This is a genomic window from Corynebacterium macginleyi, from assembly GCF_003688935.1.
Lineage (GTDB): Bacteria > Actinomycetota > Actinomycetes > Mycobacteriales > Mycobacteriaceae > Corynebacterium > Corynebacterium macginleyi.
The window spans coordinates 329551-345378 of the sequence record NZ_REGE01000001.1 but is presented as its reverse complement, the minus strand read 5'-3'; the positions used below and the strand labels follow the sequence as shown (position 1 = coordinate 345378).

Annotated in this window: 7 protein-coding genes and 2 pseudogenes; 6 read left to right on the top strand and 3 right to left on the bottom strand. The window is 54.0% G+C overall.

Features of this window, described 5'->3' with window-relative positions:
• Positions 1-198 precede the first annotated feature (198 nt).
• Both D9V82_RS01750 and D9V82_RS01745 read left to right on the top strand, forming a co-directional pair.
• Complete coding sequence (locus D9V82_RS01750; protein WP_121910665.1) at positions 199-780, top strand: hypothetical protein; 582 nt, start codon at positions 199-201, stop codon at positions 778-780.
• A 76-nt stretch (positions 781-856) separates the two neighbouring features.
• Positions 857-2434: a hypothetical protein gene (locus D9V82_RS01745; RefSeq protein WP_121910664.1), complete on the top strand. Its 1578-nt coding sequence runs from the start codon at positions 857-859 to the stop codon at positions 2432-2434.
• Positions 2435-2682: 248 nt separating this feature from the next.
• On the opposite strand, the pseudogene D9V82_RS01740 reads toward D9V82_RS01745, so the two are convergent.
• Together D9V82_RS01740 and D9V82_RS01735 are read right to left on the bottom strand one after the other, a co-directional pair.
• A pseudogene (locus D9V82_RS01740) lies at positions 2683-2898 on the bottom strand (IS3-like element IS3501 family transposase); the annotation flags it as partial.
• A gap of 202 nt (positions 2899-3100) precedes the next feature.
• Positions 3101-4324, bottom strand: a complete 1224-nt coding sequence (locus D9V82_RS01735) for an MFS transporter (protein WP_121910663.1) — start codon at positions 4322-4324, stop codon at positions 3101-3103.
• A gap of 94 nt (positions 4325-4418) precedes the next feature.
• On the opposite strand from D9V82_RS01735, the gene D9V82_RS01730 reads away from it, so the two are divergent.
• Positions 4419-5132, top strand: a complete 714-nt coding sequence (locus D9V82_RS01730; RefSeq protein ID WP_121910662.1) for a TetR/AcrR family transcriptional regulator — start codon at positions 4419-4421, stop codon at positions 5130-5132.
• A gap of 232 nt (positions 5133-5364) precedes the next feature.
• Here the strand turns inward: D9V82_RS01730 and D9V82_RS01725 are convergent.
• Positions 5365-6570, bottom strand: a pseudogene (locus D9V82_RS01725) (IS3 family transposase).
• A gap of 175 nt (positions 6571-6745) precedes the next feature.
• Between D9V82_RS01725 and pgfA the strand changes: the two are divergent.
• The 3 genes from pgfA (at position 6746) to D9V82_RS01710 (ending at position 15756) form a co-directional block, all read left to right on the top strand.
• The gene (pgfA, locus tag D9V82_RS01720; protein WP_121910661.1) at positions 6746-7759 is read left to right on the top strand and encodes a cell envelope lipid trafficking protein PgfA; all 1014 of its coding nucleotides are present in this window, start codon (positions 6746-6748) and stop codon (positions 7757-7759) included.
• Between the two features lie 374 nt (positions 7760-8133).
• Positions 8134-11628 (top strand): DNA-directed RNA polymerase subunit beta, encoded by a 3495-nt coding sequence (gene rpoB / locus D9V82_RS01715; protein WP_121910660.1) that lies wholly within the window; start codon positions 8134-8136, stop codon positions 11626-11628.
• A 132-nt stretch (positions 11629-11760) separates the two neighbouring features.
• Positions 11761-15756 carry a DNA-directed RNA polymerase subunit beta' gene (locus D9V82_RS01710; RefSeq protein ID WP_121910659.1) on the top strand — a complete coding sequence of 1332 codons (3996 nt, stop codon included), beginning with the start codon at positions 11761-11763 and terminating at the stop codon, positions 15754-15756.
• Positions 15757-15828 lie beyond the last annotated feature (72 nt).

Genomic DNA, 15828 nt, shown 5'->3' with positions numbered 1-15828 from the left:
CCGGCGTCGTCGCCACTCGTCCATCGGGATGGTAAGCCCCGTCGATTTCGAAGCCCAGCTCGCTGATCAAAATTGTAATAAGAAAGCCGCTGCTTAACCCCTAAGCAGCTTAACAACGTGTCCACGACTTGCGGGTAACCCCATTTAGTTATTTCGCTGAGTGGATGCAGTCTTCCTGGTGCGAGTGAAGATCAGGATGTGGCCGGGTCTTTTGTCAGTTCGGTGGGTAAACCGCCTTCGAGTGAGATACGGGCTGACACTACTGAAGAATTTGTTGACTTGACTGGCTCCAGAGTTGAGCGAGAAGAAACAGCAGCTGAGCCTGGTATGTCTCCCCCTGATTCTGGTCAGGTCAAGGCTGAGTTTTTTAACGATGTTCGGTTCCGTTTCGGCACCCTGGATGTCCCTTATGGCGAGATAGATATGGTCGATAATGTGATTTGGCCCACTAATTACACGAGTGTGTTTGGTATTCGCAATTTAGGTGTGAGGTTTGATCAACTGGATAAGGGTACCGCGTATCTTGCGACTCATACGTTGCAGAAGGGTTGGTCGCCGGGTAATTGGTTTTTTGATCAAGGGAAGTTGAGCGTCAATGAAGGCGACTCGTTTCAGATTGGTCAAAGTAGTTTTCGTGTGTCTGACACGTATCAGCAGTCAAAAGATGACGCTCAGCGCAACGAGACCCTCTGGGATGCTTCGGTTAAAAACAGGTTGTTTTTGATTGTATGCAGTCCAGATGGTGGTAGTAATCAAATAATTGAGGCTATGCCTCTCTAAATTCTTAATTTTCAAGGAGATACTTGTGATGTTTTCAGTGATGCGTAGGAAAACGTGTGCTTTAGTGTTTGCGGGTATGACTTCGGTCGCGGCGGCTGGCTCGATCGCGTTAGCCTCCGAAGCGAACGCTATAGAATTTGATAATGTGAAAAACCACGGCAGGATAGGCATTGTTAATTGTCGGGGTGGTGATGTGTGTGTGAAGAAGGTTGGTGATGAGGCTGAGGTTGAGTATACAGTTCAGGTTAGTCACGGTCTGGTGACGTCTAATCAGGTACAGACTGCGCGTGGGTTTAGTCTTGCGATTCCTCAGCAGCTTGAGGATGTGAAACTAACGTTAGTTTCTGAACCGGATCCGGATTGGGATCCAATCGCAAAGTCTGTCGCTATAACTCCTCCCGTCCGCGAGGTTAACCGTGATTTGAATCTAAAGACCGTTGACGATGTGTCCGGGGATAACTACGTCGACACTGAAGGCAGTAAAGGCCTTAGTGCGACCACTGGGGAGCCTAATGCTGTGTTAATTGATTATTCAAAGGAAGGCACTACTTTAAAGAAAGCCTACGATGAATACGTTTCCGGCGTTCCACAAGAGGACTCTTTAATCCAAAATGCTGGTCTATCCGATCTCAAAGATTCTTGGGGTGACATCGGGCATGCGGCACCGCCTATGGATTCCGATTCGAGATATAATCTGATTTCTTTCACTCCCGGTACGGGAGATAAAGTACCAGTGGGTGTTTCTACTTTTAAGTTGTCTGCGAAGGTGAAGACTGAGGCTGCGGAAACGTATTTGCCGATTAGTGTGGGTGGCCCACTCTGGAGATGCCCGCAAGAATCTGGTGGTACTGGCTATGCCAAGGAAGGGTGCCTATTTTTGCCGGAAAACGATGAGTTTAGGAATGGTGTGCTTCCTCGTTTTTCCATGAAGCCGTCGGAGCAGATGGTTAATGACTTCCGTCGCAACAACACTCCGGATGGTTTGTTAGGTAATACTAGCTGTGTTGTTACCCGTGAAACCGGGGATAATGCCACTATCGGCAGCGACGTAGGAAGCTCTTCCAGTAAAGCGAACTTTTTAAAAAACATACTTAAACCGCGTTCGAATCTAGGTGTGAATTATTATCTAGCCGGCGCATTTGTTAATGAGGATGGTTGTGATCAGGCTGTGTTTAAGATTACTTTGTGCGATGAGGATGATGAAGCGTCGTCAAAGCCTGCTCCTGAGTCTCCCGATGTGAAGCCTGAAGAGACGAACCCTAGCGAATCTGTGAAACCGGAGGATAAGCCGGGTGAGGAAGCAGAAGGTGGTAAGGAAACTCCTGCTAAGCCATCGAAGGACGAGGGCAAGGGTTCTGAGGAATCGACTTCTGCTAAGCCGTCGGAGGATAAGCCGGGTGAGGAAGCAGAAGGTGGTAAGGAAACTCCTGCTAAACCATCGAAGGACGAGGGTAAGGATTCTGACAAGTCGACTTCTGCTAAGCCATCGAAAGACAAAGGCGAGGTCTCCGATAATGTAAAGCACGGTGATTCTCATGGAGGTTCGGTAAACAAGCCTTCTCATGAGGGTAAAAATGACAATAAGCCTAATAAACCGATTCGGCAGGCTGAGCATGTTGTTGGTCCACGTGTAGTTACTGGTGGTTCTGTGTAACATTTCGACGATCACTATGGTTTAGCATCTTTGGGCGATGAGCATTTTGAGGTGGTTAGTCAAACTTTCTTTGTTCTTCGCTTCGTCGCTTAAGAGCTGATATTTTTTATGCCCTGCTGTACCTGGTATACAGCAGGGCATTTAAATTATTATCTTGGGACGAACCGCGGGAAAGTGGACACATCGGGGGCTGGGCCGTTCAGTTTTCCATCTAATCAAACGGAACATAACCTGGGACACTTCACCCCAAGTTCTTCTTCCATTGTTTCGCCGCCTGGCGCATCAGAATTATCTTGTACTGAAGCACTGTCACGGTACCAAGCCCGCAACGTGTGGTGAGATACTCCAGGCAGCTCACCGGCCTCCGTGTAGGCGCATTGCAGTGAGCAAGACTCCAAGCGGACCATTTCGATGATCTGATGGACCGCCTTCTCCTTGAATTCGACGGAATACTTTCTAGGCATAGTTTAATCCTTCCTTAGCTGAGGTAGGAACTAAACCCAGGACGTCCCACTACAAGTGATTGGCTGAATGACCCCGTGTTTGCATGGGTTTTGTGACGTTTAAGCTTGTTTGAATCTCGCAGCGACTAGACGTCGGATCTCTGTTGAATTTAACACTGCTTTAGCAGGGGTTTTATGGTTTTTGCTTCTAATCATAAAGAGATTATTCGCGGAACTCGGGGTGGTAAAAGCTCAGCAAAATCGCTGCAGCTATCAGGACTGTGCAAAATGTCATTGGTAGCCACGGAGAGAGCCCGTAAAGTGCAGTGGAGGCTATCGGTGCCACTACATAGGCTGCACCATTGTTAGCATTAATCAACCCGGCCAGCCCACCTTGCTCTTCGGGCTTCATTTGCAAAGTAGGCGCCGTGTTGTAGCCAGGCATCGCCAGGCCTAGACCAAAGCCTGTCAAGATGCTGGCCGCGATGAACAATCCAAGATTTAGTGGATAAACCAAGAGCAGTAACCCGAGAAGAACGATTATTAATCCTCTTCTAAAGAGCTTTTTAGCACCCCAGTTTAGCCTTGGAGCCACCAAGGCCTGCGCCAGTATCATCACCACACCCATTATTGACATGCACAAAGCGGTGAGCCCTGCTGTGGCGCCGGCCGCTAGCTTCAATACATCCTGCAGCAAAAAGCCGAAAAGTGTAGCCACAGTAGAAAAAGCGGTAAACATTAGGAAACCGCAAGCCAGGAACACGAATACTCTTGAATCAAAATAGGAAACTTTTGCCGGTTGAGCGACTTTTTCTTCTCCACCTGTGGGTTTGAATGTTAGCAGCAAAACGACAACACCTAAAAGTATAACCAGAGGCATCACCATCAAGGGCATCATGAGACCTCCTATAGCTGCAAGGCTGCCGCCCAATAAGGCTCCAAGAATGGACGAGAATCCTTGTGCAGCGCCCAAGACTCCCAGACCTTTTACCCGTTGCGTCTCACTGTAGGTATGAGTCACAACGTAGGTTTGCGCTGCTGGGGATACTGATGCTATAGCACCGCCGTACAGCACGCCCCTAGTTATTACTATTCCTAGAATCAACGCTATGCCGGTGAGCAGACCCTTAAATCCTAGCCACGCCACCATAGCGAATCCGCTTAGAGCCAGGATTCCGGCAAGCATGCCAATAAGCAAGATGCGCCGAGAGCCCCATCGCAATGAGACACGTCCCCACCTGGTGGAGGTAAGAGATAACATAATGGCAGCTAACGAAATAGTGGCGCCAATGTGCCATTCCTTCAACCCGATTTCGCGCGATAGTGGAGCCAGAATTGGATTAAGAATCATCTGCCCCATATATGCCAGTAACACCGTCAAAAACAAGGGAAATAGTCCCGTTATTTTTGATTCGACTTTCTTGTCTCTTTCATTAGTGGCGCACATTAAAACATCCTTTCCAAAGTGGGCTGCCAATCAAGCTAAAACAATACTAGAACAATGTTCTAGTATTGTCGAAGTTTGAGGGTATGCTGTTTTCATGGGAAAAAAAGACAAGCGGGTAAACACGGGTAGACGCGTCTGGCTGACGCAGGAAAAGATTATGTACGCCGCGATGGAACTGACCCGAGAGTGCGGTCTAGAAAAATGGTCGATTCGCGACCTTGCGCAGCGTCTGGGAGTAGTTCCCTCTGTCATCTACCATCATTACCAGAACCGTGACGCCATTACCGCTTCTGTAATCGGCGAAATCACTAGCACCATCGAGCTACCGGACGAGCAGCTGGAATGGAAAGATTGGTTCATCTCCCTAGCAGGAAATGTAAGGCCCGTATTTCTTGAATTTCCCGGAGTTACCGACAAACTGATGTATGGGCATATGGACGCCGCGTTGATTCCAATCTTGGAGGTGGCTTACGAAAAACTACGGGACGCTGGTTTTAGCCAGTACATTCACATCGCATACTCAATTATCATCAACACGATGCTTTGGAGCCTTGCTGCTCGCAACTTGCGCAACCCAACCAGGCAGGAACAGCGCCACGACCTAGGCCAAATGATTACCCGGCTTCAGCCCCTAGCTGCCTGCTCCACAACGCTGGCCGACATCCTCCAGAGTTACTTAATTCCGCTAGCCAACCCGGAAAACGAAGACCGCATGAGTCAGGAATACTTTGAAATCATCATAGAAGTCGTACTCGCCGGTTTAGAGATAGCGATCTTGCCTCGCGAAAAACGCCTAACGAACCTGTGAGCAAGAGATTTCATCAATACGCATAAGATATTGCCCAAAATCGGAAGGCGTCCAGCTAAAAGCAGAGCCTTTTCAGCCTTTTCCTCTATTTCCTGCATTTTCCAATGAATACAAGAAAATCCACCATGTCCAGAGCTTCCCAAATAACTGGTACGACTGCGTCAAATACGGCACAACCAATGAACGGACCTGAAGGGCTCGACCCATGAAAAGTGGACACGTTGGGGGTTAGCTATGCGGCTTTAGTCAGTGTAGCTGATGTGAGTGCTTCGAAGCCATCGGGGGCTAGAAGGTTGCACCAGGAGTGGCGCCTGCGGGTGTTACAAGCGCATGCACCACCGGAAGACTTCCTGACGGCAGGTGATTGGGTTGTCAAAGACTTTCCGATTTCGCATCACTTCTCGCTTTAAGGTGGCGTTAAACGATTCTGCTAGGGCTTCTATCCGCACTCGTTCCTACCGCTGTCATGGACTGGCGCACTCCCAGTGACGAGCAGTAGTTCCTAAAGGCTTGTGAGGTGTACACGCTGCCGTGATCGTCAATGGAAAACAAGCCCCGTCAAGACTGCCACGCACACCGTGTGTGTGGGATAGAGCATCGATGACCAGTAAGCCTTGCATGTGGGCTGCGAATGCCATAACCGGCACGTTTCCGTGAATAGGTGTCAATGACTGTGGCCACATACATGTTGTTGCCTCCCTTGTCATAAGCAGGTAGATACATGTTGCCGACATAGACACGGTTCGGCTCGTCAGCGGTGAATGTACGACCTACTAAATCTGGCATGACACGGTGGCCAAGCTTACGCCTAGTAGTGATACATCGGCGGCGTTTAATAAAGCCCTGAAGTCCCATGGCTTGTGATGATTCGTGCAACTTACTTGTGATTGACCGGGGTATACGCTGGGTCTTCCTTTGAGGGGTGCGGCGATGCGTTTGGCACCATAAAGACCGTGCTCATCATCAAAGATGGTCTTGATTTGTGCACCAATAAGAGCATCAGAGCATATCTTTAACCTGCGTTCTTGACGGGTGTAGACCCATGTGTAGAATGAGGAGCAATTGAGCTTTAACACGTGACACATCCGTGTGAGACGAGTACTCGGTTCGGTAGTCATAGCCACACTGGAAGCGCAACTCCCGTGAGTCTGCTTTTAGCAAAATACTTAGCAGCCTTGCGCAAAATATCGCGTTCTTCGCGCAGCCGCGCGTTCTCTTTTTCAAGCTGACGGATTCGCTCAAAATCAGTCGTCGCCTGGGCTTGATCGTGCACGGCTTTTATGCGGGCACGTTTGCCGGTGCCGTACTTTTTGACCCAAGAATGCAGCGAGGCTCGATTGATATCGAGCTTGGCTGATGCTGCGTTCAGCGAGAGGTCCTCGTTGTTTTCATAGAGGGCCACACCGTCGCGTTTGAACTGTTCGGAGTACCTGGACATGGTGGTAGATTACCAACCTTGCCAGCCCGACTGGGCTGGATATCAGGTGTCCACCAAATGGGGGTCAGGTCCGAGGGCTATGTGCCCCAGAAGTCACCGGACTCCGCGTCCAAAACCCATGAACATAACATGTGGAAACTAGGATCTGGGGTTTAGCGCTGTAGAATTGGCCCCCATGCTGCCCAAGTCTCGCATTTTTTCCGTCCTTTTACTTGGCCTCGGCGTAGCGCTGGTGGTCGCCGGAGTAGCGGCGCCGGCATTTTTGGATTTCTCGCCGCGGTTGCCGTTGGAGCTTAAAAACACCACGTGGACTCTTAAAGATGAGTCTGCTGATTCCCAAGTAGTGAACAAGGATGGAATGTCGCCTTATTCAGGGCCGATGACCTATCAGATTAACGCGAGCATCCAAGAGCCTTCGAATGAAGATACCGCGACGCTGCGCATAGGGGAAACGCGCCTGCGCGGCGATGGGCAAGGCCTCGATGATTTAAGCCGGGCGCAGGTGTGGACCTATCCCATCGACCGTTTAAGCGGTGAGGCCGAGGGTGAGGCAAGCCTGAGCCACACTTTGGCTAGCCCTGAAGAAAAAGTGTCCATCGATGGGTACTGGTTGAAATTCCCGGCGAATGCGGAAAAGACGAATTACCCAGTTTTTGATCCGACGCTGCGCAAGGCGGTGGACGCAGTCTTTGAAGAAGAGACTGAAGTAGAAGGTCGGACGGTATATCGCTATCACCAAGAAATTGAACCAACGAACGTAGCGCAGCTTTATGCGGCCGATGGAAATACCACCTCCTTCCCCAAGGAAGATGGGGGTCAGGAGCCCGGATATTTGATGCACTCGGGAAGTAGGGATTTCTACGTCGATCAAGCCACGGGCCTGGTGGTGGGCATGGAAATGGATATCGATGACTACTACGCGGACCGCGAGGGCGTTGGGCGCGAACCAGCTTTCGTCTTTAACGGTTCTAGCTCAGAGGGGGCCCGTGTGGCGCTGCTCGAGGAAGCAAAAACATTTCCGCGCAACCACGTGGCGGAGATCGTGCGCTGGGTTGTGCTGGGTATCGGTATTGTGCTCACGTTTATTGGGGTCATTGGAGCACTTGGAGTATATGATCGCAAAAACAAGCATGTGCGCCGACGAGGCAAGAAAAGCGTCAGTGAAATAAAGAGTGAAAGTTACAGCTAAGAGCCTTAAGCGTGGTTTGGGTTGCGGGTAAATGAGTTTTTAGTGGTACGGTGCTCGTGGTTGCCGCGTTAGTAGCTATGCAGTGATACTGCCGTGTTGGCGCAGTGGCGAGCGAGAGCTTGCCCCCTAGCACGGCGAAAAGAGCCGTAAAAGCGGTTGGTCTTTACATATCTGATTTTTTCCTATACACTATTTCGTTGCGCTGGAATCTGGATCTTCGGCGTACATTTAGCCTTTCGAGTTGGTGATGGCAAAACCGACTTGACAAGGTGATTTTGTGCATTCTGAACCCAGACACTCCACAGCAGACCGAATGCTAAAAATACCAGCGGTTTTGTTGCTCGTCGGCCAGGGCGAATAGCAATCCGCGTGAGGTGCTGGAAGGACCCATCTTGGCAGTCTCCCGCCAGACCAAGTCTGTGGCCAATATCCCCGGAGCCCCGAAGCGATACTCGTTTGCAAAAATTAGCGAACCTATCGCCTTACCGGGTCTCCTTGACGTACAACTCGATTCCTTTGCTTGGCTCGTCGGATCGCCAGAATGGCGCGAGCGTGAGCAGGCTGAGCGTGGCGATAACGCACGCGTGACGAGTGGCCTTGAGGACATCCTCGAAGAGCTCTCGCCGATTCAAGACTACTCGGGCAATATGTCCCTGTCCTTGTCGGAGCCTCGCTTCGAGCCGGTGAAAAACACCGTTGATGAGTGTAAAGAAAAGGACATCAACTACTCCGCGCCGCTGTACGTGACCGCAGAGTTCATTAATAACGATACCCAAGAGATTAAATCACAGACCGTCTTCATCGGTGATTTCCCGATCATGACGGATATGGGTACGTTCATCGTAAACGGCACCGAGCGCGTTATCGTCTCCCAGCTGGTGCGCTCCCCGGGCGTGTACTTCGATCGTTCCATCGATAAGTCCACCGAACGGCCGCTGCACTCCGTGAAGATTATTCCTTCCCGCGGTGCTTGGCTGGAGTTCGACGTGGACAAACGCGACACCGTCGGCGTGCGCATTGACCGTAAGCGCCGCCAGCCGGTGACCGTCTTGTTGAAGGCGCTGGGTTGGACCGAAGAGCAGATCAAGGAGCGCTTCAGCTTCTCTGAACTCATGATGTCAACCCTGGAATCTGACGGCGTATCCAATACTGATGAAGCGCTGCTGGAAATCTACCGTAAGCAGCGCCCGGGCGAGCAGCCTACCCGCGAGCTGGCGCAGTCCTTGTTGGATAACTCCTTCTTCCGCGCCAAGCGCTATGATCTAGCCAAGGTTGGCCGCTACAAGGCTAACCGCAAGCTAGGCCTTGGCGGTGACCACGATGGCCCGATGACCCTAACTGAGGAAGACATCGCCGTCACCCTGGAATACCTGGTACGCCTACACGTTGGCGAGCGTGAGATGAAGGCGCCAAACGGCGAGATGATCTCGCTGAACACCGACGATATTGACCACTTTGGTAACCGTCGTCTGCGCACCGTGGGTGAACTCATCCAGAACCAGGTCCGTGTTGGTCTGTCCCGCATGGAGCGCGTTGTGCGTGAGCGCATGACCACTCAAGACGCCGAATCCATCACGCCGACGTCCCTGATTAACGTGCGGCCAGTCTCTGCTGCTATCCGTGAGTTCTTTGGCACCTCGCAGCTCTCGCAGTTCATGGACCACAACAACTCGCTGTCTGGTCTGACCCACAAGCGCCGCCTATCTGCGCTGGGGCCAGGCGGTCTATCCCGTGAGCGTGCCGGCATTGAGGTGCGAGACGTTCACGCTTCGCACTACGGCCGCATGTGCCCGATTGAGACCCCTGAGGGTCCGAATATTGGTCTCATTGGTGCGCTGGCATCCTACGCCCGCGTGAACGCCTTCGGCTTTATCGAAACCCCTTACCGTAAGGTCGTTGATGGTAAGGTGACGGACCAGGTGGAATACCTCACCGCTGATGAGGAGGACCGTTTCGCCATCGCTCAGGCCGAGGTTGAGCAGGACGAGGAAGGCCGTCTGATTGGCGAGCGCATCGAGGTCCGCCTGAAGGAGGGTGACATCGGAGTGACCGATGCCTCCGGTGTGGACTACGTAGACGTCTCCCCGCGGCAGATGGTCTCCGTTGGAACCGCCATGATTCCGTTCTTGGAGCACGATGATGCTAACCGTGCCTTGATGGGTGCCAACATGCAGAAACAGGCGGTTCCGCTGGTTCGTTCCGAGGCCCCACTGGTGGGTACTGGTATGGAGCAGCGCGCCGCCTATGACGCTGGTGACGTGGTCATTACGCCAAAGGCCGGTGTGGTTGAAAATGTCACCGCGGACGTCATCACCATCATGGACGATGAGGGCCAGCGTGATAGCTACGTCTTGCGCAAGTTTGAGCGAACCAACCAGGGCACTAACTACAACCAGACCCCGCTGGTTTCCATGGGGCAGCGCGTAGAGGCCGGCCAGGTTTTGGCCGATGGCCCCGGTACCCACAACGGTGAGATGTCGCTGGGCCGCAACCTGCTGGTTGCGTTCATGCCGTGGGAAGGCCACAACTACGAAGACGCCATCATCCTTAACCAGCGCATTGTGGAAGAGGATATTCTGACCTCCGTCCACATTGAGGAGCATGAGATCGATGCTCGTGACACCAAGCTAGGTGCCGAGGAAATCACCCGTGAGATTCCAAACGTCTCCGAGGACGTCTTGAGCGACCTCGATGAGCGCGGCATCATCCGCATCGGTGCTGATGTTCGCGCCGGCGATATTCTGGTCGGTAAGGTCACCCCGAAGGGTGAGACCGAGTTGACTCCGGAAGAGCGCCTGCTGCGCGCCATCTTCGGCGAGAAGGCCCGCGAGGTTCGCGATACCTCCATGAAGGTTCCGCACGGTGAGGTGGGCAAGGTCATTGGCGTTGCTCGGTTCTCCCGCGATGATGACGACGACTTGGCACCTGGTGTCAATGAGATGATCCGCGTGTACGTGGCACAAAAGCGCAAGATCCAGGACGGCGATAAAATGGCCGGCCGGCATGGCAACAAGGGTGTTGTGGGCAAGATCCTGCCGCCAGAGGATATGCCGTTCATGGAGGATGGCACCCCGGTAGACATCTTGCTGAATACCCACGGTGTGCCGCGTCGTATGAACATTGGTCAGGTGCTGGAGCTGCACTTGGGCTGGTTGGCTCACGCAGGTTGGAAGGTCGACACCGAGGATCCAGCTAACGCCGAGCTCCTTAAGACCTTGCCGGAAGAGCTTTACGATGTCCCTGCGGACTCTTTGACCGCCACCCCGGTCTTCGATGGTGCCACCAACCATGAGATCGAGCGCCTTTTGGCATCATCCCGTCCGAACCGCGACGGCGACGTGCTGGTTGATGAGCACGGTAAGGCCACGCTTTTTGATGGCCGCTCGGGCGAGCCGTACAAGTACCCCATTTCCGTGGGTTACATGTACATGCTGAAGCTGCACCACTTGGTAGATGAGAAGATTCACGCTCGTTCCACCGGTCCTTACTCTATGATTACCCAGCAGCCACTGGGTGGTAAGGCACAGTTTGGCGGCCAGCGTTTCGGAGAGATGGAGGTGTGGGCAATGCAGGCTTATGGCGCTGCCTACACTCTGCAGGAGTTGCTGACCATCAAGTCCGATGACGTGGTAGGCCGCGTGAAGGTCTACGAGGCCATCGTGAAGGGTGACAATATTCCAGATCCGGGCATCCCTGAGTCCTTCAAGGTGTTGCTCAAGGAGCTGCAGTCTCTGTGCCTGAATGTGGAGGTTCTTTCCACCGACGGTACCCCGATGGAGCTATCTGGCTCGGATGACGATGACATGGAAAGCCCGTCGCTCGGCATTAACTTGTCTCGCGATGAGGGTTCTTCCGCGGACATTGCCTAAATAGATTCTCGGTCCACTGCGGAATCTACGGTTCCGGTGTTTATCACCGGTGCCGCCGCCGGCGGGCAATAAAGATTAATTCATTGAAAGCCATCAATTCCTCACATAACGAGGATGAAAGGGAGACATTACGTGTTTGACGTAAATCTCTTCGACGAGCTCCGCATCGGTCTAGCCACTGCCGACGATATCCGTCGCTGGTCTAAGGGCGAGGTTAAAAAGCCCGAGACCATTAACTACCGCACGCTGAAGCCGGAAAAGGACGGCCTGTTCTGCGAGCGCATTTTCGGACCCACCCGCGACTGGGAGTGCGCTTGTGGTAAGTACAAGCGCGTCCGCTACAAGGGCATTATCTGTGAGCGCTGCGGTGTTGAGGTCACCAAGTCCAAGGTGCGCCGTGAGCGCATGGGCCACATCGAGCTGGCTGCTCCGGTAACGCACATTTGGTACTTCAAGGGTGTTCCTTCCCGCTTGGGCTACCTGCTGGACCTGGCCCCGAAGGACCTTGAGCGCATCATCTACTTCGCTGCCAACATCATCACCTCCGTTGATGAAGAGGCTCGCCACAACGATCAGTCCACTCTGGAAGCAGAAATGTTGCTGGAGAAAAAGGACGTTGAAGATGATACCGAGTCCGAGATCGCTGAACGCGCTTCCAAGCTGGAATCCGACTTGGCGGAGCTGGAGGCAGCCGGTGCGCGGGCAGATGCCCGCAAGAAAGTCCAGAACGCTGCCGATAAAGAAATGCAGCACATTCGCGAGCGCGGCGAGCGTGAAATCGCACGCCTGGATGAAATCTGGAACACCTTCCTGAAACTTGCTCCGAAGCAGATGATCATTGATGAGACCATCTATGAAGAGCTGGTTGATCGCTACGAGGATTACTTCACTGGCGGCATGGGTGCAGAAGCCATTCAGACGTTGGTGCGGAACTTCGACCTCGAGGCAGAGGCTGAGGAGCTGCGTGAGATTATCAACAACGGCAAGGGTCAGAAGAAGATGCGTGCGCTCAAGCGCCTCAAGGTTGTTGCTGCCTTCCTAAATTCCGGCAACGACCCGGCAGGTATGGTGCTAGACGCTATTCCGGTTATTCCGCCTGAGCTGCGCCCGATGGTCCAGTTGGATGGTGGCCGCTTCGCCACCTCGGACCTGAATGACTTGTACCGCCGCGTTATTAACCGCAATAACCGCCTGAAGCGCATGATCGACTTGGGTGCACCAGAGATCATCGTGAACAACGAGAAGCGCATGCTGCAGGAATCTGTGGACGCGCTCTTCGATAACGGCCGCCGTGGCCGGCCGGTTAGCGGGCCGGGCAACCGCCCGTTGAAGTCTCTGTCTGACTTGCTCAAGGGTAAGCAGGGTCGTTTCCGTCAGAACCTGTTGGGTAAGCGTGTTGACTACTCCGGTCGTTCTGTTATTATCGTCGGCCCGCAGCTGAAGCTGCACGAGTGTGGTCTGCCGAAGCTGATGGCGCTCGAGCTGTTCAAGCCTTTCGTCATGAAGCGGTTGGTTGAAAACGATTACGCTCAGAACATTAAGTCCGCAAAGCGCATGGTGGAGCGCCAACGCCCAGAGGTTTGGGACGTACTGGAGCAGGCCATTTCTGAGCACCCTGTGATGCTCAACCGTGCGCCTACGCTGCACCGCTTGGGTATTCAGGCCTTCGAGCCGAAGCTGGTTGAAGGTAAGGCGATTCAGCTGCACCCGCTGGCCTGCGAGGCCTTCAACGCCGACTTCGACGGTGACCAGATGGCAGTTCACCTTCCTCTGTCCGCAGAGGCGCAGGCAGAGGCCCGCGTGTTGATGCTGGCTTCCAATAACATCCTGTCCCCGGCATCCGGTAAGCCCCTGGCTATGCCGCGTCTGGACATGGTGACCGGCCTGTACTACCTCACCATGGATAAGGCAGAAAATGAGATCGGGGGCAACGGTCGCTTCCGCGAGGCTAGCGATGATTACCCGGCAACTGGGGTGTACTCGTCTTACGCTGAGGCTCTGATGGCCTATGACCGGGGCACGGTAGGGCTGCAGGCACCGATTAAGGTTCGTATCGACCATCTGCGCCCGCCAGCGGACATTGAGGAAGAGCTTTTCCCCGATGGCTGGTCCAAGGGTCAGGCATGGTTGGGCTACACGACCATCGGACGCATCATGTTCAACGAGCTGCTGCCCTGGAACTACCCTTACCTCGAGGGCATCATGGTCCGCAAGGGCGGCGGCTCAGACGGCAAGGTGCTCATTGGTGACGTGGTCAATGACTTGGCCGCCAAGTACCCAATGATTACCGTGGCCCAGGTTTTGGATAACATGAAGGACGCTGGCTTCTACTGGGCAACCCGTTCGGGTGTAACCATTACGATGTCTGACGTGCTTGTGCTGCCGAATAAGACCGAGATCCTCGAGTCTTATGAGAAGGAAGCAGAACGCATTGAGCGGAAGTATTGGGAGCAGGGTGCTCTGACGGAGCGCGAGCGTTATGATCGACTGGTTGAACTGTGGAAGGACGCTACTGACACCGTCGGTGAGGCCGTGGAGAGCATCTACCCGGATTACAACCCGATTCCGATGATTGTGAAGTCGGGTGCGGCCGGTAACATGCGTCAGATCTGGACGTTGGCCGGTATGAAGGGCATGGTCGTGAACTCGCACGGTGATTACATCACCCGTCCGATTAAAACCTCCTTCCGCGAAGGCCTGTCCGTGCTGGAGTACTTCAACAACTCCCACGGTTCCCGTAAGGGTCTGGCCGATACCGCGCTGCGTACCGCTGACTCCGGTTACCTCACCCGTCGCCTGGTGGACGTCGCGCAAGACGTTATTGTTCGCGAAGAGGACTGCGGCACCCGCCAGGGCGTGCGCGTTCCTATCGGCGAGGTCTCCGGTGACAAAATCGTCTTTTCCGAGCTATGGGAGACCTCTGCTTCCGGTCGCGTGCTCGCCACTGATGCCAAGGACGAGAACGGCGAGGTCGTCGCAGAAGCTGGTTCGGATCTGACCGAGGAGCTTACGCAGAAGCTTCTCGATGCCAAGGTCACCGAGGTCAAGGTCCGCTCCGTGCTGACCTGCCAGACCCCGGCCGGTGTCTGTGCTAAGTGCTATGGCAAGTCCATGGCATCTGGCCAGTTGGTCGATATCGGTGAGGCCGTCGGCATTGTGGCTGCACAGTCCATTGGTGAGCCTGGTACCCAGCTGACGATGCGTACCTTCCACCAGGGTGGTGTCGGTGGCGACATTACCGGTGGTCTGCCGCGTGTCCAGGAGCTCTTCGAGGCCCGTAACCCGAAGAATCGCGCACCGATTGCCTCCGTCGATGGCACCGTGTCCCTGTCCGATGAGGGTAACTTCTGGACGTTGACCATCACCCCAGATGACGGGTCTGATGACGTTGTCTACGAGAAGCTCTCTAAGCGCCAGGGCCTGGCCCAGGTGCGTCGCCCGATGGAATCCAACCCGAACGCGATGATCGAGCGTTCCTTGAAAGACGGTGATCACGTTGAGACCGGTGACCGGTTGATGCGTGGTGCAGCTGACCCGCACGACGTGCTAGAGGTTCTGGGCCGCCGTGGCGTGGAGCAGCACCTCATCAACGAGGTGCAGGCCGTCTACCGCACCCAGGGTGTGGCCATCCACGACAAGCACATCGAGATCATCATCCGCCAGATGCTGCGCCGCGGTACCGTCATCGACGCCGGTACCACGGAGCTGCTGCCGGGTAACCTGATCGACCTTTCTGAGGCCAAGCAGATGAATGCTGCTCAGGTTGCAGAAGGCGGCGAGCCAGCGCAGCTGCGCTCGGAGATTATGGGTATTACCAAGGCATCTTTGGCTACCGAGTCCTGGCTGTCAGCGGCTTCGTTCCAGGAGACCACGCGTGTGCTTACTGATGCCGCTATTAACAAGCGCTCCGATAAGCTCATCGGCCTCAAGGAGAACGTCATCATCGGTAAGCTGATCCCGGCCGGTACTGGTATCTCCCGTTACCGTAATATCTCCGTCAAGCCGACCGAGGCTGCGCGCAACGCCGCATACTCGATTCCGACTTACGGCGATTCCATCTACGGCGACGATGGCTTCGGTGAATTCACCGGCGCTTCCGTCCCGCTGGATGAGGACTTCACCTTCTAAGTCCTAGAGCGCTGGTGCCCCGCGGCACCGCGTCCAAGTAGAGCCCCCGCTTCCGTTCACAACGGTATGCGG

What these genes read in the sequence shown, in the direction of transcription:
- D9V82_RS01745 (WP_121910664.1), top strand. Translation starts at nt 857, where the DNA reads ATGACTTCGGTCGCGGCGGCTGGCTCGATCGCGTTAGCCTCCGAAGCG.
- pgfA (WP_121910661.1), top strand. Translation starts at nt 6,746, where the DNA reads ATGCTGCCCAAGTCTCGCATTTTTTCCGTCCTTTTACTTGGCCTCGGC.
- D9V82_RS01730 (WP_121910662.1), top strand. Translation starts at nt 4,419, where the DNA reads ATGGGAAAAAAAGACAAGCGGGTAAACACGGGTAGACGCGTCTGGCTG.
- D9V82_RS01735 (WP_121910663.1), bottom strand. Translation starts at nt 4,324, where the DNA reads ATGTGCGCCACTAATGAAAGAGACAAGAAAGTCGAATCAAAAATAACG.